This window comes from Christiangramia forsetii KT0803 (assembly GCF_000060345.1).
Taxonomy (GTDB): Bacteria; Bacteroidota; Bacteroidia; order Flavobacteriales; family Flavobacteriaceae; genus Christiangramia; species Christiangramia forsetii.
The window spans coordinates 2,765,131-2,787,440 of sequence record NC_008571.1; the positions used below are offsets into that span (position 1 = coordinate 2,765,131).

Here is a 22,310-nt window from a genome sequence, read left to right on the forward strand (position 1 = left end):
TAAGTTCTCTCTTTTTGACGGAACGAAAAAAATAATATTAATTTGTTAACTATTTAAAATTAGAATTTGAGCTTGAATTGAAATCTTATAAACCTATTCCTCCTTATAAATTGCATGTTTTGGAATGGGTATTTTTATTCCTTCCCTGTCCAGTTCTTTCTTAACAGCTTCCAATTGTTCCCAATATGCCGGCCAGTATTCTACCGATTCCACCCAGCACCTGGCTTTCAATTTCATCTGATATTCACCAATTTCATCTAACCACACATCAACAGGTAAATGTTTGGCAAGTTTAGGATGCCTATTCATTCCGTTGACGATCATCTGCCGCACCTCATCTATATCGGTATCAAAAGAAAATTTCAGATTAAGATCAATTCTACGATATTTTTCCATCGTACGATTGTCTACATCGCTATTGGAGACATTTCCATTAGGCATGGTTATAATTCTACCGTCAAATGTTTTGATACGGGTATATAGAATGTCAATTTTTTCTACAAATCCCAGATTATTATTCACGTGAATTAAATCTCCTACCTTAAACGGTTTAAAGACTAAGATAAGGACGCCACCCGCAAAATTAGATAAACTTCCTTGTAAGGCTAAGCCAATTGCGATTCCCGCCGCTCCAAAAACAGCAATAAACGAGGTCGTTTTAATACCTAAAATTGAACCGATGATAAAGAACAAAAAACCGTAGAGTAAAAAGATGCTAAGACTTTCCACAAAAGTTTTAAGGGAGAGTTCAGTCTTTGATTTTTTTAAAGCTCCCTTTAAAAGACGCATTATGATCTTTATAAAGAAAATTCCCAGAATAAAAGTGACTAGAGAATATATAAGTTCGGGGCCTATTTCAATCAGGAATTCCAGTAATTGTGATTTTAGTTTTACCCAAAAGTCTTTATCCATAGCTTCTTTTTGATTCAGAATGAGTTCTCAAATATAAAGAAGCATAATTTAAAAAAGTATCTGCCAACATTCCATGCATTTATCTGAAAATCACAGAAAAGATGAATGTACTCCAAACAGGATTCTGAAATATTTTCAGTAAAAAAATATTTTACCAAAATAAAGCACTACTTTAATAACTCTATTACAGGTACTTACGACTCATATTTCACATTACCGGTATAACTGATTTTAAATACAGAGTTGACAGACGTGTGAAATTTAATTTAAGTCATAAAAAATATAACGAATGAAAATCACCATTTATCTTCTTATTGCCTGTTGCATGTTATTGAGCTGTAAAATTTTCAAAAGTGAAAGCCTTCAGGAAACCAACGAAAGCATTCTGGAAGAAGCTAAAACCTATAAAAATTTTAGAGGTTTCAAACCGGTGGATCCAACAGAATTCAGGGATGATATTCTCATAATATCAAACGACGAGCTTATTTTAAAGGACCTCAGGCTTTTAAATTCAGAAGAGACTTTGGGATTTTTGAACAATGAGACAGTTCTGGTATCTATTGGCCAGATAACTTCAGAAGGTGAAATTAATTATATCCCTTTTACAATGTCCAAAAAAAATACCAGCTACAAAGTCACTATGGATTATATGAAATATGCGACTTTAGGTCAGGAGGATGAGAAAAATAATTTTATTGGCTATAAACGTGTAGGAGTCGGCTTAAGGTTAATTTCGCTTATTACTACTGCTGAAGCAGGGATTAACATTAGCGATTTGTACTCTATAGGTTTGGCTGCTAAGTCCGGAAAATTAAGTGGCACTCTAATAATTGAGATCATTGGAATAAAATCGAAAGATGTCACTACCTTACTGCCCTTACCATCGGAAATCAATCAAACCACCATACAAAATGCCATGCAGGCTTTAGCGACAATTAAATCTAAGATTTACGATTCAGAAACCAGGTTATATCCGCAGGTGATGGCTATTAAGGAAGATGAAAATGCCCGCGGTAGAAAAACTGAGAATGTAGTATTTGTAGATGGTAAACCAATTGCAATGTCTTCAGAAATTGAAACTATCCCGGAAATTGATAATAGTGTAAAACTTCAGTTTCAAAACAATAAAGTAGGCTCAGATGGTCTGGAAAAACAAGCTGCAAGATTGGAAAAACAGGCATTGGAACATTTAATGGACAAGGAGATAGATAAGGCCATCCAGGATCTTGAAGAATGCGAAAGGATTTTTCCTCAATATCATAGTGTATACGAGATCCTGAGGCTTTTAAAGCAGAATAGGCAGGAATTAGCAGATAAGAATTCTCTAAAATGGAAGGAACTGTATAATGGGATCCTCAAAAATTTTGCATGGAGATTACCAGAATCCATTAAGGCTGAGTTACAAAGTCTGGCTGCTGAATAAAACCTATCTTGAAACCTAAAATCCTTCAATACGCCTCTGAATTTATGAAAAACCCTAATATCATTCTGACTATTCTAATTTGTTTTATCTGCAGTTCCTTCATGTCAGGGAATCCGGATCTTAAAATTCTATTTGTCGGAAATAGTTTAACCTATACCAATGATCTTCCAACACTGGTAAAAGAAGCTGCCGAAAATAAGGGAATAAATATTCAGGTAGAAATGATCGCTTATCCCAATTATGCTCTGATAGATCATTGGCAAGACGGTAAAGTTCAAAAATTGATTTTAAATAATAAATATGATCTGGTAATAGTTCAGCAGGGACCATCTTCTCAAGCTTACGGAAGACAGCTCTTATTGGAATACGGAAAAAAATTCAGTGATTTATGCAAAAAGAATGATGTGGAAATGGGATATTTTATGGTTTGGCCATCTATGGCATATTTTCATACGTTTGATGGGGTGATAAAGAATTACAGAGAAGCCGCTGAAATGCACAATGCCCTTCTATTCCCTGCAGGCGAGGTTTGGAAAGCTCATTTTGATAATACTGGCAATTTTGACTATTATGGTTCTGATAAATTTCATCCTTCAAAAAAAGGCAGCAAAGTAGCCGCCGAAGTTATCGTTGAAGCGTTGAGTCAGTTAAAAATCCCTGCCAATTAAATTTTAATAACTATTGTGTTATAAGCGTTTATACAAGTTTAGAATGACGTGCTTCGGTAATTTATAATACCCGGCCAGATGATCAATTTGATGCTTCGCATTTAAAAGTAAAATCCCGCGCAAATTTAATTGGCGGGATTTTTTATTAAAAAGTAACTTTCCGAATAAGCTTACGCAGGAATCATTTTTGCTTTTTCCTCTCTATTCCAGTTTCTATGCATCCCTATCGCTTTTATAAAATCTGCTGGTTTTTTATTGATACAAATGGCATCGTCATCTTTAAAATCCTTTCCGAAGGTCTCATCAAATAACTCCTCACCTTCAGAATCCACCGCAATGGCTTTACAATGTTTTAGACTTTCATTGATAAACTTTTTCGCCTTGGCACTATCTTTCAAAGCTTTTACACTTTTAGATCCACCAGGGATATAAAGTGCATCAAAAGCCACACTCTCCGTAGTCATTAAAGCTGCATCCACTTTATGCATTTCACCTTTAGAACATTTTACTTTCCCTCCGTGTGTTGCAACTAAATTTACTACTGCATTTTTCTTTTCCAATGCTTCTTTCATACTGCCAACATTTTCAGCATCAAAGCCATCACCTACCAAAAAGGCTATTTTCCTGGTTGCAATACTATCTGCTTTTATATGAGTCTGACTTAATGCTTCAGATTTTTCGATATAATCTTTTCTTTTTTGCGGTTCATTTTTCTTGCCATCATCATCTGCTCCTATGGCCTGGTTCACCGGTTTTTCAATTTTAGAAGGAATTTTCAATCCTAAGTTATCGGCTACCTTTTTTGCCAGATCTTCATCTATATTATTAATGAGCCATAACATACGTTCCTTAATATAGTCATGATTACATTTTCCAAGCTCAAAAGAATATGCTTCTGCCACATGATTCTTTTCCCAATCTTTTAAACTTCTATAAAAAATCCCCGGCTGAGAAAAATGATCGCTAAAACTTTCACTTCTTGCTCTAACTTTATTAGCATCAATTCTTTCCTCGTAACTGGTAAATCCACCCTCGGCCATTTTAGCCAAATGCGGGCATCCTCCGCTCATGGAATTTGGAAAATATGCTGTATTTCCTTTATTAACCGTCATTCTCATGTGTCCGTCACGTTGATTATTATGCGTTGGATTGACTGGCCTGTTTATTGGAATTTCATGAAAATTCGGACTTCCTAATCTTGAAAGCTGTGTATCTGTATAAGAAAAAAGTCTCCCTTGCAGCAGCGGATCATTACTAAAATCAATACCAGGAACTATATGTCCCGGATGGAAAGCTACCTGCTCAGTTTCCGCAAAGAAATTATCAGGATTGCGATTAAGGGTCATTTTCCCGATACGCTGTACCGGCACCATTTCTTCAGGAATTAATTTAGTGGGATCCAGTAGATCAAAATCGAATTTATGCTCATCCTCTTCTGGAACTACCTGTATTCCCAACTCCCACTCTGGAAACTGACCGGAATCTATAGCATCCCATAGATCTCTACGATGAAAATCTGAATCGGCGCCATGCAACTTCACTGCTTCATCCCAGGTCACAGAATTTACCCCTAGCAATGGTTTCCAGTGAAACTTAACAAAATGAGATTTCCCTTCTTTATTAATTAATCTGAAGGTATGAATCCCGAAACCTTCCATCATTCTCAAACTTCTGGGTATTGCCCGGTCGCTCATCACCCAGATATGATTATGTAATGTTTCGGGCGTACGGGAAACAAAATCATAAAATGTGTCGTGTGCAGAAGCTGCCTGCGGAATTTCACGATGCGGTTCCGGTTTTACAGCATGAATAAGATCTGGAAACTTCATCGCATCCTGAATAAAGAAGATTGGCATATTATTCCCAACAAGGTCAAAAATTCCTTCTTCGGTATAAAATTTAACGGCAAATCCTCTTACATCCCTGGCCATATCTGCCGATCCTTTAGAACCTGCAACGGTTGAAAATCGAGTGAATACCGGAGTTTTTCTTTTAGTATCTGTAAAAATACCTGCTTTGGTATATTTCTCCTGACTTTCATATAACTCAAAATATCCATGAGCCGCACTTCCCCTTGCATGAACGATCCTTTCCGGAATTCTTTCATGGTCAAAATGTGTTATTTTCTCCCTTAAAATAAAATCTTCCAGCAAAGTTGCTCCACGCTCTCCCGCTTTTAAGGAATTGTTAGTATCATTTACTTTAAGTCCTTGATTGGTGGTCATTGTTTTTCCTTCGGCATCAGAGGTGTTCTGCTGCATGTCTTTTTGCTTGGCGTTGCCTTTATCTTCCTTCATCTTTAATTTTTTTAGTCCACTAAAGTTATAATTCTGAATTTATTCACCCACTGAAGTACAAGTTAAAGATTCATCAAACTTTTCTTAATTTTAAATCGCACCTGTTACAAATAATTTATTAATTCTATCCATCCATTCTGGTTTTATAAATATTTTAAATGTTCAGGACTATTATTCTAATTTTACTTCGGCCTGAATTTTGATTCAAATTTTTCTATATTGAAACTACTGTCAGTTGCCCCTACCCTTCTGATCTCAACTCTAAACCACATATTATGAGGTTATTCTATGTTTTATTTCTAATGGTTTGCTTAAATGTACAGGCTAAAACAATTACAGGAAAGGTTACTGATACCGAAGGTTTACCACTGCCAGGGGTTAACATCATTGTGAAAGGCACAACTACCGCCTCTCAAACCGATTTCGACGGAAAATATTCTATTGAGGCTAAAGAAGGAGAAATCCTTGTATTTAGCTTTGTAGGATTAAAAACTAAGGAGGTCAAAATAGGAAAGAACTCAGTAATGAATATCACCATGCTGGCAGATACTAGTTCTCTTGATGAAGTTATAATTACTGGATATTCGGCAGAAATGAAGATTCGAGGAACTTCCAACATCCAAACTTCTGTTACAGCGAATGAATCTTATAATAAAAGGGAAGATAATCAGTTTAAACTGGTAAAAGCATCTCCATTATCTACGTTTTCCATCGATGTAGATAAAGCCGGTTATAGTAATATTCGAAGAATGATCAACAACGGAATCCAGATTCCGAAGGATGCGGTTAAAATTGAAGAAATGATTAATTACTTCAATTATGATTATAAACAACCTACCGGAAAACATCCATTTTCCATTCAGACAGAATACGCTCAAACTCCGTGGAACAGCGATACTAAATTGGTGAAAATAGGTCTCCAGGGCAAAACGATTCCTTTAGAAAATGTGCCGGCATCAAATCTTGTTTTTCTACTTGATGTATCGGGATCAATGGGACAGCAAAACAAACTTCCATTACTAAAATCTGCCTTTAAATTACTTACCAATAATTTAAGAGAACAGGATAAGATATCGATCGTAGTTTACGCTGGTTCTTCCGGGGTTGTGCTGGAACCAACTTCCGGGGACCAGAAAACAAAGATCGAAGAAGCACTAGATAAACTTTCTGCCGGCGGATCTACTGCGGGAGGTGAGGGTATTGAATTAGCTTATAAAATTGCAAAAGACAATTTCATTAAAAACGGAAACAACCGGGTTATTCTAGCCACCGATGGCGATTTTAATGTAGGCTTAAGCAGTGATAAGGCTATGGAAGACCTTATAAAGGAAAAAAGAGAATCTGGAATATTCTTGACCGCTCTTGGCTTTGGGATGGGAAATTATAAAGATTCAAAACTGGAAAGCCTTGCCCAAACCGGGAATGGAAATCATGCATATATAGATTCTATGCAAGAAGCTCAGCGAGTTTTAGAAACTGAGTTTGGCGGGACGCTGTATACTATAGCTAAAGATGTTAAAATTCAGGTAGAATTTAATCCGGATAACGTGGAAGCTTTCCGACTTATAGGTTATGAGAATAGACTCCTGAACGACGAAGATTTTAAAGACGATGAAAAAGATGCAGGCGAACTAGGCAGCGGCCATAATGTTACCGCCGTTTATGAAATTATTCCTGCCGGTGTAAAAAGCAAATTTCTAAAGGATATTGACGATTATAAGTATTCTAAACAAGTTTCAACAGGGAATAATTCCGGTGAACTTCTTACGGTGAAATTTAGATATAAGGAGCCAGATGGCAAGAAAAGTAAACTGATGGAAGAGATTATTTATACTTCTTCGGAAAAGGAACTTTCAGAAGATTTCAATTTTATAACCGCTATTGCTCTTTTCGGAATGAATTTAAGGGATTCTGAATTTTCTAATGGAAAAGAAATCCCTTTAGTTCTTAGTCTTGCTGAAAAAGGAAGAGGAAAGGATAATGAAGGTTATCGAGCTGAGTTCATTAGATTGGTAAAAAGCTATGAAAATATGGATTACCTGACAGAAGAATAGCTTAAAAAAAAATTATTTTAAGCCGCCACAATTTTTAATTCTGAATGAATAATTCCCAGCAAAATGGATTATTTCCTATCGTTTGGATAATTTCCAAATTAGCAGTAATTTTCCCGCATGAAAGATGTCAAGTTCGCCATTACTGATATTGAAACCACCGGCAACGGGATTAAGGGAAACAGAATTACTGAAATTTGTGTAATCGTTGTTCAGAACGGAAAAGTGATCGATGAATATTCATCTTTGGTAAATCCAAGTCAGGCCATTCCACTCTATATCGAAACTTTAACCGGTATAAATGATGAAATGGTTTTCAATGCTCCGCAGTTTTCAGAAATAGCCGACGAGATAACAAAGATCACCAAAGACTGCATTTTTGTAGCACATAATGTGAATTTTGACTATAATATTATTCGAGCAGAATTTGCTAGTCTGGATAGGGATTTTAAACGGAAAAGACTTTGCACTGTACGGCTTACAAAAAAACTAATCCCGGGACTGTTTTCTTATAGTCTGGGAAATATTTGTACCTCTATCAATATTCCGCATATAGATCGCCACAGAGCGAAAGGTGATTGCGACGCCACGGTTACACTCTTCCAACGTTGTATTTCACTGGATCCGGAATTTGAAGTGATAAATCAGTTGCTGAATCAAAAGACCGCGGCTTCTTATTTACCTCCGAATTTTAAAAGTTCAGATTTTGAAAAACTTCCTATTACTACCGGAGTTTACTTCTTTAAAGACAAAGATGGCAGGCCGCTATATATTGGAAAAGCAAAGAATATAAAAAGCCGTATAAAGTCTCATTTTCAGGAAAAATCGAACCGAAAATATAAATTGATGCAGGAAACCTACAGCATCGATTATGAACTTACCGGAAATGAATTGCTGGCGCTATTGAGGGAATCTGAGTTGATTCTGAAGTTTTTTCCGAAATATAACAAAGCGCAGAAAAAAGTAAGCCGACCCTACACCCTCACTTCTTATCATAATCAAAAAGGAATAGAGCAATTTGCTTTACATAAGAATAAGATCGCCCCGGTGAGTTGGATGAAATTCTATACACGCGAGGAAGCTATAAAATTTATGGAATTCCTTTGTGAGGAGTTTCAGCTTTGTCCAAAATATTGTGGTTTACAGACGGGTGTTAAAATATGTGACCATTATAAGATCACGAATTGTGGTGGCGTATGTAAAGGTGAGGTTAGCAAAGAAGAATATAATGCCCGCGTTGAAAAAGCGATTGAATATATCGAAAGATATGATGATTCCTGCCTGCTTCTTGAGAAAGGTCGTACAAGAGAAGAAAAGTCTTTTATCTATCTCAATAAGGGTAAGTATGCGGGCTATGGATATATAGGCCCTTCTGATGACTTTAACCATCCTGAAGAATTTAAAAATTTCCTGACACCGGCGAAAAATTCCAGCTATGCCGATAGAATCGTAAGCAGATACTTAAAAATAAAGAGAAATTTTACTAAAATTAGCCTCAGCAATGATGAGGAGGAGCCAGAAGATTTAGTAGAACACACGGGTATTATGGGGGCTGGACCACATAGAAACTCTACCAATCGCCGGAGTAGCTGTTACGAAAACCTTCAGATTACGAGAAAAATAGGTCTCTTTAGTGTTCACTGATCCTAATTTGAGCATCACCGGTATTTTTAAATTGGTTTCATTTGATGTGGCCTTAATAATAATATTTGCTTCCCCTATAAAATCATCCTTTCTATCTAAAGCAGTAGCAACAGAAATCACATAGCTTTCATCCCAGTTGGAAATAATTATAGGAGGATCTATTTGATCGTGAATATCATAAACAAAAACATGCAGACAATATTCCATTTCATATTGCATATCAAGTTTATGAAATTCAATTTTTGCAAATACATTGATCGTCGTGTCCTGATTCCCAATATGAATTTCTTTTGGAAAGTCAAGCACCTCTACTGTTAGAATCTTAGCCATTGGCGTTATTATTAAAAAATAGATAGAACTACTTCTATATTTCTATAAGCTGTAGTTAAGCTTTAATCTTAGAAATCATAGATGATAATATTCGTAATGGCCAAAAAAGATGCTCTCTATTGCTAACGTTTGATAATTCTGGACTTATCAGTAAGGCCTTTCACTTTGATTTCCGGGTTTCCATAAACGTAAATCTTGCTTTTACCCTCGGCATCGATCTCGATCTCTTTAGAAGCATCTACATGAATATCAGACCTGTTTTTACTGTTTAAAACCGCGGTTTGAGTCTTTAATTTCTTCGCATTTAAATTGGATGAATCTTTGAGATTATATTCCGTATGGTTAGAAGATCCGTCTAGTTTTAGATCTGCAGAATTTTCCAGATTCACTTGTAAGTTTGGTGTGTCAAATTTCGCTTTCAGATCAGACCTGTTCTTCATATTAATTAAAATATTCCCGGCATCTGAATCTATTTTCCCTCCGGAATTATCAGAGAAATACACTTCTAAATTTTGTTGAATATCCAGCTCTAATTCAATTTTTGCTGAATTATTTAAAACTATAGAAAGATTATCGGTTTGAAATTTTGAACTATTTTTCACCATAGCATCATCATTCAGAATAAGACTCTTCAAATCCTGAATATTCAGATTTAAATGAAGTTTTTTACTGCCGGTGATCTTGCTCTTTGTTGAAATTTTTAAAGTTTCATCGCTCACATCAATTTCAACCTCCTCCAGTAAATTCTGGTCAGCGGTTAAAACGTAAGAATTTCTATTCGCATTCTGTAATTCTACAGTTATGTTATCTGAAATCTCAAGCTTATTAAAGCTTTCTTTGATCTCTCCGGAAGTGCTTACCACCTGTTTATCTCCCTTAATCTTATCTTTTTTCTGAGCATTTAATTGAAAAGGAACTACTAGAATTAACAAAACTAATATTAGTGATTTCATCGTATGGAAATTAGAAAACCGAAAGGCTTATACCATTAAAGATAACTCTTATTCTGCTGAAAAACAATAACTTAAAATAATTAATACAGAATAGACCTGTCGACATTTTCGGTAGATCTAAATATCAAATAACTTTTAGAACTTATTTTTATTCTCTCAAATTTCAGTAAAAACCTTGAAATTGAACCAAAGAGACTCAAGGTAAACCGATTATAAAGCCCGCAAAAAAAAGCAATTACATATATTGAAAATAATGATGCTGCCTGCTTCTCGAGAAAGCTCATATATACATAGAGTAATCGCTGAAATGACCCAGTCAAGATATCTATTTCGGTTATGGATAGATATATAGGAACTTCAGATGAAGTCAAAGTCAATGCTACACCAGTCTTATCCTAACCTTCTTCTTTTTCAATCTCGAATTGTCAAGGGTTTTAATCACCTCCTGAGCTTTTGAAGAAACCACTGAAACAAAACTACAATCCTGTTTCAATTCAATAGTCCCCAATTCATCTTTGTTTAGGTTTCCCTGCTTGAAAAACAGACCGGCGATATCTCCTTTTGAAATTTTGTCTTTTCTTCCTCCCGAAATAAACAAAGTCTTCCATTCGGTCTCCTTTTTTATAGAATTAGATTCCAGACTCTGGATGAAAGACTCCTCAATAAATTCAGGTAATTGTTCTTTTTCCCATTTTAAAACATAGGCGGTTCCTTTTTCTTCCATTCTTGCCGTTCTACCATTTCTATGTGTAAATTCAGCTTCTTTCAATGGGAGCTGATAATGAATGATAAAATTCAACGCGGGAATATCAATTCCCCTCGCCGCCAGATCGGTCGCAATAATAATCCTGTGAGTTCCATTTCTGAATTTAATCAAAGCTCTTTCCCGGTCCTGTTGCTCCATTCCACCATGAAAAGTTCCATGCGGAATATTATTTTCAGAAAGAAAATCACTTACAAACTGAATACTATCCTTAAAATTGCAAAAAATGATTCCGGGTTTATTCCCAATATGAGCCAGTAGATTTATAAGGCTGTCCAGTTTATCCTTATTTGTAGAATTTACCGTTTTAACTTTCAATAAGGTTACCTCCTCTGACAGATAATTGACTTTCTTAGGATCTTTCATCCCCACAAAACCAGGGATTTCAACATTTTGAGTCGCTGAAGTTAAAATGCGTTTTTCAATAGCGGGAAGAAGATCAAATATTTCAGACATTTCTTCCTTAAAACCTATCTCCAGTGATTTATCAAATTCATCCAGAATAATAATTTTAATAGCTTCCGAAGAAAAAGTTTCTCTGCGCAAATGATCTGCGAGTCTCCCGGGAGTCCCTATAATGATCGCCGGCGGATGCTTCAACTCTAGTCTATCTTTTGCAGAAGACCTTCCTCCATACACCGCATTCGCTTTGAATCCTGTACCCATTTCTCTAATCACCTGTTCGATCTGTATCGCCAATTCTCTGGAAGGAACAAGAATCATGGCCTGAACATTGAAAACCTCCGGATCCAGATCTTCGAGTAAAGGCAATAAAAAAGCCAGCGTTTTCCCGGTTCCGGTCGGGGATAATAGAATGGTATTTCTGGAAGACTTTATTGCTGTACCCGCTTCTTTTTGCATTGGGTTTAGCTTTGCTATCTTCAGTTTTTTCAGAATTTCTTCTTCAGATTTTATATGATTCGCCATGGTCCAAAAGTACAGCAAAATTGTAAAGTTTATTCAGCTTGAAATCTTATACCTTTGAGATTATTTAATTTCCGAAAATGCACCCAGATAATATCCATAAAGATTCTTACGACTTCGAAGCTCTTACTGAATCTAATCCCCAACTATCCGAATTTGTATTTCAAAATAAATATGGAACCCAAACTATCAATTTCGCAAATCCGGAAGCGGTTCTTCAGTTAAATAAAGCTTTGCTGAAATTTCATTATCAGGTTGAAAACTGGAGTATTCCGAAGCAGTATTTATGTCCGCCAATTCCGGGTAGAGCAGACTACATTCATTATTTGAACGATTTGCTTTCCGAAGAAAATATTCAAGGTGAAATAAGGGGAATTGATATTGGTGTGGGGGCCAATGCTATTTATCCAATTCTGGCAAGCCGAATTTACGATTGGAAAATGCTGGGAACCGATATTGAAGAAAAATCGGTAGCAATAGCTCAAGCAAATATTGAAACTAATCCAACGATAGCTAAAAATATTGAAATCCGACATCAGGAAGATCGTGGAAGTATTTTTAAGGGGATGATTAAAAAAGGGGAATATTATCATTTTAGCATATGTAATCCTCCTTTTCATGCTTCCCAAGAAGAAGCAAATAAAGCTACTTCCCGAAAATTTAAGAATCTTGGGTTAGAAAAAGGTTCAGCTTTAAATTTTGGCGGACAGGCGAACGAATTATGGTGTAATGGTGGGGAAGCTTTATTTATAAAACGAATGATAAAGGAAAGTGTACTATTCAAATCCCAGGTAGGATATTTTACCAGCCTGGTTTCAAAAAAAGAAAACTTGCCAAAGATCTATAAGCATTTGAATAAATTAAAAGCCGATTTCAAAACAATTGAAATGGGTCAGGGAAATAAAAAAAGCAGAATAATCGCCTGGAAATTTGATTAAAAGCATCTCAATCTTTTAAAAACATACAAGATCGAAATTTCTATATCTTAGCAGAAATCGGTTTTTATGCTCTCCACCATAGAATTTACCATTACAGCCATTGTATGTATTATTACTGCAATTGTGATTCAACGAATTTTTATAAAAGAACGATCGCGGGGTACAGCAAACAATTCTATTCAAGGAATTAAATGGTTTGGGATCGCAATTTTTGCCTGGGGTCTTGGAGCGGTTCTTAACCTTATATTCACAGAAATATTCAACTGGTCTTCTACCAACAGTATTGTGATTTATACCGGGGTGATCATTTCTCTTGCCAATTCGCTTTTTATCTTACTTTCCCTTCCATCTATAGAACATTCAAAAAACCGCAGTTTTATTGTGAAATTGATAAAACGATTCGGCACCAAAGAATTTATAGGTCTTTATTGTGGGGTCATGGGAATGATCATTTTTGTGTTTATCACCGCTTCTTATAATAATCCTGAAACAAGCAATAACTTTATCTGGCTAATAGACATACCAGTTTCGATATTTGTCGCTATTTCCCTTCTTTATGAACTGAACAGTGCATTCTCATCAAGGAAGATGAAGTTTATGCTGTTACCCACTTTTTCTTTATTTCTACTAATTTTAATTGCGGTAAGTCACCGAATTATTCCTCAGGATAGAGCCTTAGAATTTTTAGATCAGCAGTTCTGGGCAATGATTGGGAGTATTACGGCCATTTCATTCAAATTTCTTTTCATCCTGTTATTTTCGATCCTACTCTATAGCTGGAAATTTCTATCTGAAAAAGAGCATCATGAATCTATGGCAGAAAGATTGACTTCAGAAAATTCAAAATTGAAAGCAAGATTAGAGCGACTTGAACTTTCTAATGAAAGTCATTTGGATACCATAAAATCAATGAAAACCGAATTATCTACTCTAAAAGAAAATCAAAAAGTTAGCTTTTCAGATCGGCAAAAAGAAGTTCTGGGCAACCTCGCCTATTTTGGAGTGGATACATCTTATTCTGAAGTAGCAAATGCCATGAATATTAGTTTGGAAGGTTTTCAAACCCACATCTATCAAATTAAAAAATTGCTCAATATTAGTGGTAGCGGCGGAAAAGAGCAATTAATCACATTCGCAATGGAGAATAATTTTATCACTCATGCAACTGGAAATAACGACGAACAAGCACATGCTTAAGCATTCGTTTTAAAATGAAACAGCAGTACGTAAGCTTTTCTTTTGAAGATTTTTAGATCAAATTGATTGAAAATCTTCAATATGTTATTTCTGTTATTAAATACACCACAAAATTTAGATGAAACCATTAATGAACAGTTTAAAAATGCTACCGGCTGGTTTATAGATGGCATTTTTGCTGAAATTCCTCTAACCCCAAATGTCGGGATTCCCTGGGTTTTGATCGTTTTAATTTTAGGAGCTCTTTATTTTACAATCTATTTCAGATTTGTAAATATAAAGGAGTTCTTTACCGCGATTAAAGTAGTTCGCGGGGATTATGAACACCTTGAAAATCCAACTTCAGATGAAAATATTGTCCGAATTGAGGAAGATCGTTCCAAACCTTCAAAAGTAGAAGGTGATGGGGAAGTATCCCATTTTCAGGCACTCACTGCGGCAATTTCAGCAACCGTAGGACTTGGAAATATTGCTGGTGTTGCCATCGCCTTAGGAATTGGAGGTCCTGGAGCTACTTTCTGGATGATCTTAATCGGACTCCTGGGAATGTCATCCAAATTTGTAGAATGTACCCTTGGGGTAAAATACCGTGAAGTAAATGCAGAAGGGACTATTTTTGGAGGCCCTATGTATTACCTAAGAAAAGGTTTAGAGGAAAAAGGTCTTCAAAAATTAGGGAAAATACTGGCTATTATTTTTTCTATAATGTGTATAGGAGGGAGTTTTGGAGGCGGAAATATGTTCCAGGTAAATCAGGCATTTAAATTATTTGAGCATGTTACCGGAGGTTCAGAAAGTATCCTTTATGAACGGGGATGGATTTTTGGACTGATCATGGCCATCTGCGTGGGAATTGTGATTATAGGCGGAATTCGTAAAATCGCCAGGGTAACAGATAAGATAGTACCTTTTATGGTGGTTATGTATATTCTTGCCGTACTCATAATTCTCGGGATGAATTACCAATTAATTCCAGATGCTTTTCGCTCAATTTGGGATGGAGCCTTTAATCCGCAAGGCATCATTGGAGGTTTTATTGGAGTTTTGATCCAGGGATTTAAAAGAGCGGCTTTTAGTAATGAAGCTGGAATTGGAAGTGCATCTATTGCTCACAGTGCCGTAAAAACAAAATATCCGGCAAGCGAAGGCTTAGTTGCTCTATTGGAGCCATTTATTGATACCGTGGTAGTTTGTACCATGACTGCTCTTGTTCTTATCATCACAAATGTTATAACTCCAAATATGACTTTAAACGATGAAGAAGGGGTGCTATTAACTGCCCAGGCACTGGAAAGTGGGATTTCGTGGTTCCCTTATTTATTATCTTTTGCAGTTATTCTCTTCGCATTTTCCAGCATGATCTCTTGGTCTTATTATGGTTATCAGGCCTGGAGCTATCTCTTCGGAAGAGGAAAAAGAACGGAATATACTTATAAACTTTTATTCTGTGTTTTTACCGTTATTGGGGCCGCTGCAACTCTTGGTGCGGTCACAGATTTTAGTGATGCCATGATATTTTCCATGTTAGTCCCAAATATGATAGGCCTGTTTATTTTAAGTCCAAAAGTGGCTGAAGAGTTAAAGCGTTACCGTAAACTGATAAAATCGAAAGCATGAATAGAGTCAATATTTTATAGGTAAGCGTCATTAGGTCAAACTATTATCAGGTACATTCGTTTCGATTCAATTTTTAAATGGAGACAGACATTGGGGTGCCTGCCTCCTTTTTTGTTTAATCTCTTCATTACTGAAAACCAATTTTTTAAAGTATCTTGGTATAAATCTTATGATCCTATTCTGAATATGGGATACTAAATTATTCTAAATGAATACAATTGATATTAGCTCATGGGATACTAATTTCTCTTTTCAGGCAGCAATCAACCTTTATTTAATTTTTATTGACTCTACTAGGTCAGGAAGGTTTTACCAGTAATAATCGAATTGGGATGAATAAAACTGAAATTTTCAATATTGTCCACCAACGGCTTGAAAATGATCTTCCGCATTATCTTACATACCATGATGCCGAGCATACAAAAACCGTCATTGAAAAATCGGTCTTTTTAGCAGAAAAAGAAGGTTTAAGTGCATCTGAAATTGTTCTTATTAAAATAGCTGCTTTGTATCATGATGCAGGTTTTATGTTAGGCCGCAAAGAGCATGAAGAAAAAAGTTGCAAACTTGCGACTAAAGAACTTCCTAAGTACGGTTTTTCTGAAGAACAAATCGAGATTATCTGCGGGATGATCAATGCAACCAGGATTCCTCAAAAAACCCATAATATTTATGAAGATATTGTAGCCGATGCAGATCTCTTTTATCTGGGGACGGATACTTATGATTATTATTCAAACAAATTATTTTTAGAACTTAGACATTTTCAACCAAAAATTACTGAAAAAGACTGGCTAAGGATTCAACTTGATTTTTTACAATCACACAGCTTTCATACAACCTATGGAATTGAGGTGCTATCACCGGTAAAAAAGAAGCATCTTGATAAATTAATGAAAATGTGGGCTAAATTATTATAAAGACTAAATACCTGTTCTCACATTCTTCCGGTCATTCCAATATTAGATAATTGAGACTTTAATAGTTTTGAGTATCCATTAAATAGATAAGGTAATACCCGCACCCCATTAAAACTAAAAACCCATCACTAATTCACTATGTTAGAATGTTTTGTTTATACTCTATTTCAATGAATTTTGATAGTTCATTAAATTTTTCCGAAGCAAGTCAACTAATTATTCAGAAAAATCATGTTTTCAAACTGTAAATATTTATTCAGGAGGCGACCTTTGAAGTAAAACCTCTTGGAATAAAAAAAGCCCCTAATGAGGAGCTTTCATATTAAAATATCTTGTGTAATTATTTCTAGAAATAGCAACCACCTTTTCTTCTTCCTGGATTAGCTTCGCTATCGAATATTTTAAAGCTTATACTTAATAAAATTTGATTTAATCTCGAATCATCAAATGAAGCTCTGTTTATGCCATAGTCAGATTTCACGATATTAATATCATAAGGTTCCTTCGAGGCTAAACTGCGATCATATCTAAGGTCTAATTCAAATCTACCAAAAGCTGCTTTAATTCCTGCTTGTGCCGCTAATGGACTGTTTTGAACCACAACCGGTTCATCAGCTTCGTTTCCTTCCAGAGTTGAATCTAATATTTTCTGATATGCGGGCCCGCCATATATATCAATTGGCCCCCAAACATTATATCCTACCAAAAGTGGAACACTAATTTTATCAACAGCATAAATTGCGGGCTGTGAAGGGAATCCAAATTCTACCTCCATAGCACTATATATTACCTCCGGCCGAATAAGGAATTTATCAAATCTAATCTCGAAAAATCCCCCCCCATGAAAATTGAACTGAGAATCGCCTTCTACAACACCTCCAAAATCGGTACCGCCACCTACTAAACCTGTAATCTGGCCGCCCATAACATAACTGGGACCTCCTTTAATTCCAAAGCTAAATTCCTGAGCGTTAGAAGCTGAAAAGCATAATAAACCAATAACAAGTAGATAAAGTGCTCTATTCATAACTATAGTATAATTGACAGATAATCGGGGCTAAATATATCAATTTAATAGACTAATCAAATAGTTAGACCTATGTTTTTAACGTAAAAAAAATCAATTGAGTATTCTGAAATAAAAAAAGCACCAAAATTGGTGCTTTCTAATATTTAAGGAATTTCAGAATTAATCTGTTTTCTTTTCACCTTCCCATTCCGAAAAACCTCCTATTAAATTATAGGTTTCAGCAAAATCCATTTGATCTAGCAGAGTGCATGCCTGCGAACTTCTTTTACCTGATCTGCAATAGATATAATAATGTTTAGATTTATCTAATTTTTCAACTTCATCAATAAACCCCTGTCCTTTGTATATATCAATATTTTTTGATTTTGGGATATATCCCTCTTCTACTTCTTCTTCGGTACGGACATCTAAAAGCACCGCATCCTTATCGTTTTGTATTTGCTTCTGCCATTCTTCCTGACTTAATTCTTTCATGGTAGTAAGTTTTATTATTGGTTTTGTAAATATAACCTCATTTTTTTTTCTGAAGCCTTGATATGAAATTGAGTGGAAATTTTAACAGAACATTAAAATAACTTGTTACAATTCACTATATATTTGTACATACAAATGTTGTTTATACAAATGAAAATTGAAGAATTATTAAAAACAAAAGATACCATGTCGCCATCTAAAAAATTGGCACTTAATTTAATGGTTACTGCTAATCACATAAGCGATAGAGTACAGGAGGCGATTAAACCTTTCGGAATAAGTTCTCAACAATTTAATGTTCTTAGAATTCTACGAGGACAAAATGGTAAACCAGCTAATCTATCTACTATTCAGGAAAGAATGGTTAGTAAAATGAGTAATACTACAAGACTGGTAGATAAACTCGTAGAAAAAGAATTATGTGAGAGAATTGTTTGCCCTTCAAATCGCCGAAAAATTGAAATAAGAATTACCTCTAAGGGACTTCAGTTACTGAAGGAATTAGATCCAATTATTGAAAATGTTGAGAATAGCTTTTCAAATAAATTAAATAAAAACGAAATAGAATTATTAAATATTAAATTAAATGAACTCAGAAGTTAAAACTAAAAATACGTACAACGAAGATTTGAACTGGCGATATGCCACGAAGAAATTCGATTCAAGAAAAGAAATAAGCGAGGAAGATCTTAACACACTACTGGAAAGTGTTCAGCTTTCGGCTTCTTCTTACGGACTTCAACCCTATGAAGTAATTGTGGTGAAAGATCAAAAAATCAGAGAAAAGTTAAAAGCGGCTGCCTGGAATCAAACACAGGTTACCGATGCTTCTTACCTAATGGTTTTCGCAAATCTAACGCATGTTAATGAGGCATATGTAAATACATATTTAGACAATATTGCCGAGACCAGGAATATGAGCAGGGAGGATTTAAAAGGCATGGAAGACATGATTAGAAATACTACCCTTCAGCTTCCTGCAGATGCTCAAAATACCTGGGCTGCAAAACAGGCCTATATTGCTCTAGGTAATTTATTATCAGCTGCAGCCAGTCAGAAAATCGACGCCTGCCCCATGGAAGGTTTTGATGCCGCTAAATTCGACGAAATTTTAGGATTAAAAGACAGAAATTTAACCACGGCTGTGATTGCACCTATTGGTTACAGAAGCGAAGATGATCAATATCAGCATTTAACCAAAGTAAGAAAATCAAAATCTGACCTTATTGAAATTATTTAATAATAAAAATTAGAAATCATGAAAAATAGAATCTTAAAAGGCGGAATCGCCACAGTTATTGTACTAGCAACAGTTGGTTTTGCCAATATAAAGAAAGAAGTAAAAGTGGAGTCCAGTACAATTACCTGGACTGGAGAAAAAGTGACTGGTTCTCATAACGGAACTATAGATCTTGAGAGCGGACATCTAATGATGGAAGACGAAAAGATCGTTGGTGGTGAATTTGTAATGGACATGAGCTCGATCACTGTTACAGACCTAACCGGTGAGAACAAAGGAAAATTAGAGGGACATTTAAAGTCTGAAGATTTCTTCGGAGTTGAAAAACATCCAACTGCAAAACTGGTAATCACTAGTGCTGCTGAGAAAGGAAATGGAAAATATGGAGTGGTTGGAGATCTTACTATTAAAAATGAAACCCACCCAATCACTTTTGATCTGGAAATGAACGGAGAGTCTGCCTCTACACAATTAACGATAGACAGATCAAAATACAATGTAAGATATGGCTCTGGAAGTTTCTTTGATAATCTTGGGGACAAAACAATTTATGACAATTTTGAGCTTGATATAAATCTAAAATTCTAAGAATTAAAATCCTGAAATTAATCTTTCAGGATTTTATTTTAAAAAATATTTGTTTAGAAAAATTTCATCTCTATCTTTGAAGTCATGTTTAAAATGAAAAAAAATAACTGGTGGTGGAATAACTTACGTCAAACTTCGTGAGCTAAACTGCTATTTTCAATATAGAAATTAAAAAGGCTTGTTTCACGACAAGCCTTTTTTTATTGCATAAAATCGACTTTACATGTTTAAATTAAATACAAAATACAAGAAGATCCTTGCCGACACTATCACTCCGGTTAGCATCTACCTGAAATTGCGCGATAAATACCCTAATAGCCTGTTGCTTGAGAGTAGTGATTATCACGCCAGTGACAATAGTTTCTCTTATATCTGTTGTAACCCCATCGCTTCATTTAAAATTGAAAATGATGTAATTACTACTACTTTTCCAGATGGAAACAGAGAAATTTTAAATATTGACAAGCAAGTTTCTGTTCCTCAGGAAATTCAGAAATTTTCGAAAAAATTTAAAGCAGATTCTTCCGAATTTAAGTTTATTAATAATGGTCTTTTTGGATATATCGCCTATGATTCGGTTCGTTATTTTGAGAATGTAGATGTAACCAGAAAAGAGAAAGATCTTCAGATCCCTGATATCTATTACGCAGTGTATCAAAATATCATTGCTATCAATCATTTTAAGAATGAGGCGTATATTTTTGATCACTCGTATAATTCTGAAAATAAAATCGATGAAATCGAGCAATTATTAAAAGTAAAAAATTTCGCTTCTTATAATTTTAGTAGGAGCGATGATCCTAGATCTAATTTAACAGACGAGCAATATAAGACTGTAGTGAAAGAAGCCAAAGAACATTGCCACAGAGGAGATGTTTTTCAACTCGTACTTTCCCGAAGATTTTCTCAGAAATTCAAAGGCGATGAATTTAACGTTTATAGAGCTCTTCGTAATGTAAACCCTTCCCCTTACCTCTTTTATTTTGACTACGGAAACTTTAAAATTTTTGGAAGTTCTCCTGAAGCACAATTAGTGGTAGATAAAGGTAGGGCCGAAATTCATCCAATTGCCGGCACCTTTAAAAGAACCGGAAACGATGAAAAAGATGCTGAAATCGCAAAGGAATTAGCGATTGACGAAAAAGAGAATTCTGAGCATGTAATGTTGGTAGATCTTGCTCGAAATGATCTTAGCCGAAATGGAAGCGATGTAAAAGTCGAAAATTATCGTGAAATTCAGTTTTTTTCTCATGTGATTCACCTGGTAAGTAAGGTAACCGGAAAAAAACATCCTAATGTTTCAACCCCACAAATTGTTGCTGATACGTTCCCTGCCGGAACTTTAAGTGGAGCTCCAAAACCTATGGCTCTCAAACTAATTGAAAAGTTTGAAAATGTAAACAGGAGTGCGTATGGTGGAGCGATTGGCTTTATGGATTTTGAAGGTAACTTTAATCACGCCATTATCATCAGGTCTTTTGTGAGTAAAAATCATGAATTGCATTATCAGGCCGGAGCCGGAATTGTTTCTGAATCCAAACCTGAAAACGAACTACAGGAGGTATATAATAAATTAGGCGCTTTAACCAAAGCCCTTGAAATTGCTGAAGAAATTTAGAATGAAAGAAATAAAGAAAATACTGGTTATAGATAATTACGATTCTTTCGTATATAATCTGGTTCATTACCTTGAGGAACTGGATTGCAAAGTGATAGTAAGAAGAAACGATAAGCTGCATATAGATGATGTGGAAGAATATGACAAAATTCTATTGTCTCCCGGCCCCGGAATTCCTGAGGAGGCCGGACTTTTAAAACCAATTATTGAAAAATATGCGGCTACAAAAAGCATCCTTGGAGTTTGTCTGGGGATGCAGGCAATTGGTGAAGTTTTCGGTGGTAAATTATTGAATCTTGATGAAGTTCATCATGGGGTAGCGACTAAGATTACATTATTCGTAGATGACGAATATTTATTTGATGGTCTGGAAAAAGAACTCATAGTGGGAAGATATCATTCCTGGGTTGTAGAAAAGAACCTACCTCCTACCCTTCAGGCTACAAGTTATGATGAAAAAGGCGAGATCATGTCGCTAAGGCATAAAGAATTTGATGTTCGCGGAGTTCAGTTTCATCCGGAATCTGTCTTAACACCCGAAGGTAAGAAAATGATCAAAAACTGGGTGGAAGGTCCTGTTAAAAAACATGTTGCGCAAGAAAAAGCAGAAAAAACTATTCAGTAAAAATATTGATATCAATCGTCATCCTGTCTCCTTGAACGAAGTCGAAAGGTCAGGATCTTTAGAGAAGCTGAAACAAGTTCAGCTTGACGAATCATAAG

The 22,310-nt window shown here is 35.4% G+C and carries 20 protein-coding genes; 13 read left to right on the top strand and 7 right to left on the bottom strand.

What is annotated here, in order from left to right:
• Positions 1-93: 93 nt before the first annotated feature.
• Positions 94-912, bottom strand: a complete 819-nt coding sequence (locus tag GFO_RS12480) for a mechanosensitive ion channel family protein (protein ID WP_011710508.1) — start codon at positions 910-912, stop codon at positions 94-96.
• 289 nt (positions 913-1,201) lie between these two features.
• Here GFO_RS12480 and GFO_RS17360 point away from each other — a divergent pair, with 289 nt between their 5' ends.
• Both GFO_RS17360 and GFO_RS12490 read left to right on the top strand, forming a co-directional pair.
• Positions 1,202-2,335, top strand: a complete 1,134-nt coding sequence (locus GFO_RS17360; RefSeq protein ID WP_011710510.1) for a hypothetical protein — start codon at positions 1,202-1,204, stop codon at positions 2,333-2,335.
• A 101-nt stretch (positions 2,336-2,436) separates the two neighbouring features.
• A complete protein-coding gene (locus GFO_RS12490) occupies positions 2,437-3,003 on the top strand; it encodes an SGNH/GDSL hydrolase family protein (RefSeq protein ID WP_229664724.1) in 567 nt (188 codons plus the stop codon).
• A gap of 170 nt (positions 3,004-3,173) precedes the next feature.
• On the opposite strand, the gene GFO_RS12495 is transcribed toward GFO_RS12490, so the two are convergent.
• Positions 3,174-5,300, bottom strand: coding sequence for a catalase (locus tag GFO_RS12495; RefSeq protein ID WP_011710512.1), 2,127 nt, complete (start codon positions 5,298-5,300; stop codon positions 3,174-3,176).
• A gap of 275 nt (positions 5,301-5,575) precedes the next feature.
• Between GFO_RS12495 and GFO_RS12500 the strand changes: the two genes are divergently transcribed.
• Both GFO_RS12500 and GFO_RS12505 read left to right on the top strand, forming a co-directional pair.
• Complete coding sequence (locus GFO_RS12500) at positions 5,576-7,354, top strand: vWA domain-containing protein (protein ID WP_011710513.1); 1,779 nt, start codon at positions 5,576-5,578, stop codon at positions 7,352-7,354.
• Positions 7,355-7,471: 117 nt separating this feature from the next.
• Positions 7,472-8,995, top strand: coding sequence for an exonuclease domain-containing protein (locus GFO_RS12505; protein WP_011710514.1), 1,524 nt, complete (start codon positions 7,472-7,474; stop codon positions 8,993-8,995).
• Here the strand turns inward: GFO_RS12505 and GFO_RS17685 are convergent.
• From GFO_RS17685 to GFO_RS12515, 3 genes are all read right to left on the bottom strand, one after another.
• Positions 8,876-9,325 carry a hypothetical protein gene (locus GFO_RS17685; protein WP_148264623.1) on the bottom strand — a complete coding sequence of 150 codons (450 nt, stop codon included), beginning with the start codon at positions 9,323-9,325 and terminating at the stop codon, positions 8,876-8,878. The genes GFO_RS12505 and GFO_RS17685 overlap by 120 nt on opposite strands.
• A gap of 122 nt (positions 9,326-9,447) precedes the next feature.
• Positions 9,448-10,278, bottom strand: coding sequence for a GIN domain-containing protein (locus GFO_RS12510; protein ID WP_011710515.1), 831 nt, complete (start codon positions 10,276-10,278; stop codon positions 9,448-9,450).
• A 379-nt stretch (positions 10,279-10,657) separates the two neighbouring features.
• Positions 10,658-11,968: a DEAD/DEAH box helicase gene (locus tag GFO_RS12515; protein WP_041250128.1), complete on the bottom strand. Its 1,311-nt coding sequence runs from the start codon at positions 11,966-11,968 to the stop codon at positions 10,658-10,660.
• A 77-nt stretch (positions 11,969-12,045) separates the two neighbouring features.
• On the opposite strand from GFO_RS12515, the gene rlmF reads away from it, so the two are divergent.
• The 4 genes from rlmF to GFO_RS12535 all read left to right on the top strand — a co-directional run bounded on the left by rlmF (position 12,046) and on the right by GFO_RS12535 (position 16,637).
• Positions 12,046-12,903: a 23S rRNA (adenine(1618)-N(6))-methyltransferase RlmF gene (gene rlmF, locus GFO_RS12520; RefSeq protein WP_011710518.1), complete on the top strand. Its 858-nt coding sequence runs from the start codon at positions 12,046-12,048 to the stop codon at positions 12,901-12,903.
• A gap of 66 nt (positions 12,904-12,969) precedes the next feature.
• Complete coding sequence (locus GFO_RS12525; RefSeq protein ID WP_011710519.1) at positions 12,970-14,100, top strand: helix-turn-helix transcriptional regulator; 1,131 nt, start codon at positions 12,970-12,972, stop codon at positions 14,098-14,100.
• Positions 14,101-14,181: 81 nt separating this feature from the next.
• Positions 14,182-15,717, top strand: a complete 1,536-nt coding sequence (locus GFO_RS12530; RefSeq protein ID WP_011710520.1) for an alanine/glycine:cation symporter family protein — start codon at positions 14,182-14,184, stop codon at positions 15,715-15,717.
• A gap of 284 nt (positions 15,718-16,001) precedes the next feature.
• Positions 16,002-16,637, top strand: a complete 636-nt coding sequence (locus GFO_RS12535; protein WP_011710521.1) for an HD domain-containing protein — start codon at positions 16,002-16,004, stop codon at positions 16,635-16,637.
• Positions 16,638-16,983: 346 nt separating this feature from the next.
• Here GFO_RS12535 and GFO_RS12540 read toward each other — a convergent pair whose 3' ends face one another.
• Both GFO_RS12540 and GFO_RS12545 read right to left on the bottom strand, forming a co-directional pair.
• A complete protein-coding gene (locus GFO_RS12540; RefSeq protein ID WP_011710522.1) occupies positions 16,984-17,664 on the bottom strand; it encodes an outer membrane beta-barrel protein in 681 nt (226 codons plus the stop codon).
• Between the two features lie 162 nt (positions 17,665-17,826).
• On the bottom strand, positions 17,827-18,141 hold the full coding sequence (locus GFO_RS12545; RefSeq protein ID WP_011710523.1) for a rhodanese-like domain-containing protein: 315 nt from the start codon (positions 18,139-18,141) through the stop codon (positions 17,827-17,829).
• Positions 18,142-18,291: 150 nt separating this feature from the next.
• Between GFO_RS12545 and GFO_RS12550 the strand changes: the two genes are divergently transcribed.
• From GFO_RS12550 to GFO_RS12570, 5 genes are all read left to right on the top strand, one after another.
• Positions 18,292-18,744, top strand: coding sequence for a MarR family winged helix-turn-helix transcriptional regulator (locus GFO_RS12550; protein ID WP_041250129.1), 453 nt, complete (start codon positions 18,292-18,294; stop codon positions 18,742-18,744).
• Positions 18,728-19,381 (top strand): NAD(P)H-dependent oxidoreductase, encoded by a 654-nt coding sequence (locus GFO_RS12555; protein WP_011710525.1) that lies wholly within the window; start codon positions 18,728-18,730, stop codon positions 19,379-19,381. Before GFO_RS12550 ends, GFO_RS12555 begins: the two co-directional genes overlap by 17 nt.
• A gap of 18 nt (positions 19,382-19,399) precedes the next feature.
• Positions 19,400-19,969 carry a YceI family protein gene (locus tag GFO_RS12560; RefSeq protein ID WP_011710526.1) on the top strand — a complete coding sequence of 190 codons (570 nt, stop codon included), beginning with the start codon at positions 19,400-19,402 and terminating at the stop codon, positions 19,967-19,969.
• A 223-nt stretch (positions 19,970-20,192) separates the two neighbouring features.
• Positions 20,193-21,587 carry an anthranilate synthase component I family protein gene (locus GFO_RS12565; RefSeq protein WP_011710527.1) on the top strand — a complete coding sequence of 465 codons (1,395 nt, stop codon included), beginning with the start codon at positions 20,193-20,195 and terminating at the stop codon, positions 21,585-21,587.
• 10 nt (positions 21,588-21,597) lie between these two features.
• Positions 21,598-22,212 (top strand): anthranilate synthase component II, encoded by a 615-nt coding sequence (locus GFO_RS12570; protein WP_049792134.1) that lies wholly within the window; start codon positions 21,598-21,600, stop codon positions 22,210-22,212.
• Positions 22,213-22,310 lie beyond the last annotated feature (98 nt).

What these genes read in the sequence shown, in the direction of transcription:
- GFO_RS12480 (WP_011710508.1), bottom strand. Translation starts at nt 912, where the DNA reads ATGGATAAAGACTTTTGGGTAAAACTAAAATCACAATTACTGGAATTC.
- GFO_RS17360 (WP_011710510.1), top strand. Translation starts at nt 1,202, where the DNA reads ATGAAAATCACCATTTATCTTCTTATTGCCTGTTGCATGTTATTGAGC.
- GFO_RS12490 (WP_229664724.1), top strand. Translation starts at nt 2,437, where the DNA reads ATGTCAGGGAATCCGGATCTTAAAATTCTATTTGTCGGAAATAGTTTA.
- GFO_RS12495 (WP_011710512.1), bottom strand. Translation starts at nt 5,300, where the DNA reads ATGAAGGAAGATAAAGGCAACGCCAAGCAAAAAGACATGCAGCAGAAC.
- GFO_RS12500 (WP_011710513.1), top strand. Translation starts at nt 5,576, where the DNA reads ATGAGGTTATTCTATGTTTTATTTCTAATGGTTTGCTTAAATGTACAG.
- GFO_RS12505 (WP_011710514.1), top strand. Translation starts at nt 7,472, where the DNA reads ATGAAAGATGTCAAGTTCGCCATTACTGATATTGAAACCACCGGCAAC.
- GFO_RS17685 (WP_148264623.1), bottom strand. Translation starts at nt 9,325, where the DNA reads ATGGCTAAGATTCTAACAGTAGAGGTGCTTGACTTTCCAAAAGAAATT.
- GFO_RS12510 (WP_011710515.1), bottom strand. Translation starts at nt 10,278, where the DNA reads ATGAAATCACTAATATTAGTTTTGTTAATTCTAGTAGTTCCTTTTCAA.
- GFO_RS12515 (WP_041250128.1), bottom strand. Translation starts at nt 11,968, where the DNA reads ATGGCGAATCATATAAAATCTGAAGAAGAAATTCTGAAAAAACTGAAG.
- rlmF (WP_011710518.1), top strand. Translation starts at nt 12,046, where the DNA reads ATGCACCCAGATAATATCCATAAAGATTCTTACGACTTCGAAGCTCTT.
- GFO_RS12525 (WP_011710519.1), top strand. Translation starts at nt 12,970, where the DNA reads ATGCTCTCCACCATAGAATTTACCATTACAGCCATTGTATGTATTATT.
- GFO_RS12530 (WP_011710520.1), top strand. Translation starts at nt 14,182, where the DNA reads ATGTTATTTCTGTTATTAAATACACCACAAAATTTAGATGAAACCATT.
- GFO_RS12540 (WP_011710522.1), bottom strand. Translation starts at nt 17,664, where the DNA reads ATGAATAGAGCACTTTATCTACTTGTTATTGGTTTATTATGCTTTTCA.
- GFO_RS12545 (WP_011710523.1), bottom strand. Translation starts at nt 18,141, where the DNA reads ATGAAAGAATTAAGTCAGGAAGAATGGCAGAAGCAAATACAAAACGAT.
- GFO_RS12550 (WP_041250129.1), top strand. Translation starts at nt 18,292, where the DNA reads ATGAAAATTGAAGAATTATTAAAAACAAAAGATACCATGTCGCCATCT.
- GFO_RS12555 (WP_011710525.1), top strand. Translation starts at nt 18,728, where the DNA reads ATGAACTCAGAAGTTAAAACTAAAAATACGTACAACGAAGATTTGAAC.
- GFO_RS12560 (WP_011710526.1), top strand. Translation starts at nt 19,400, where the DNA reads ATGAAAAATAGAATCTTAAAAGGCGGAATCGCCACAGTTATTGTACTA.
- GFO_RS12565 (WP_011710527.1), top strand. Translation starts at nt 20,193, where the DNA reads ATGTTTAAATTAAATACAAAATACAAGAAGATCCTTGCCGACACTATC.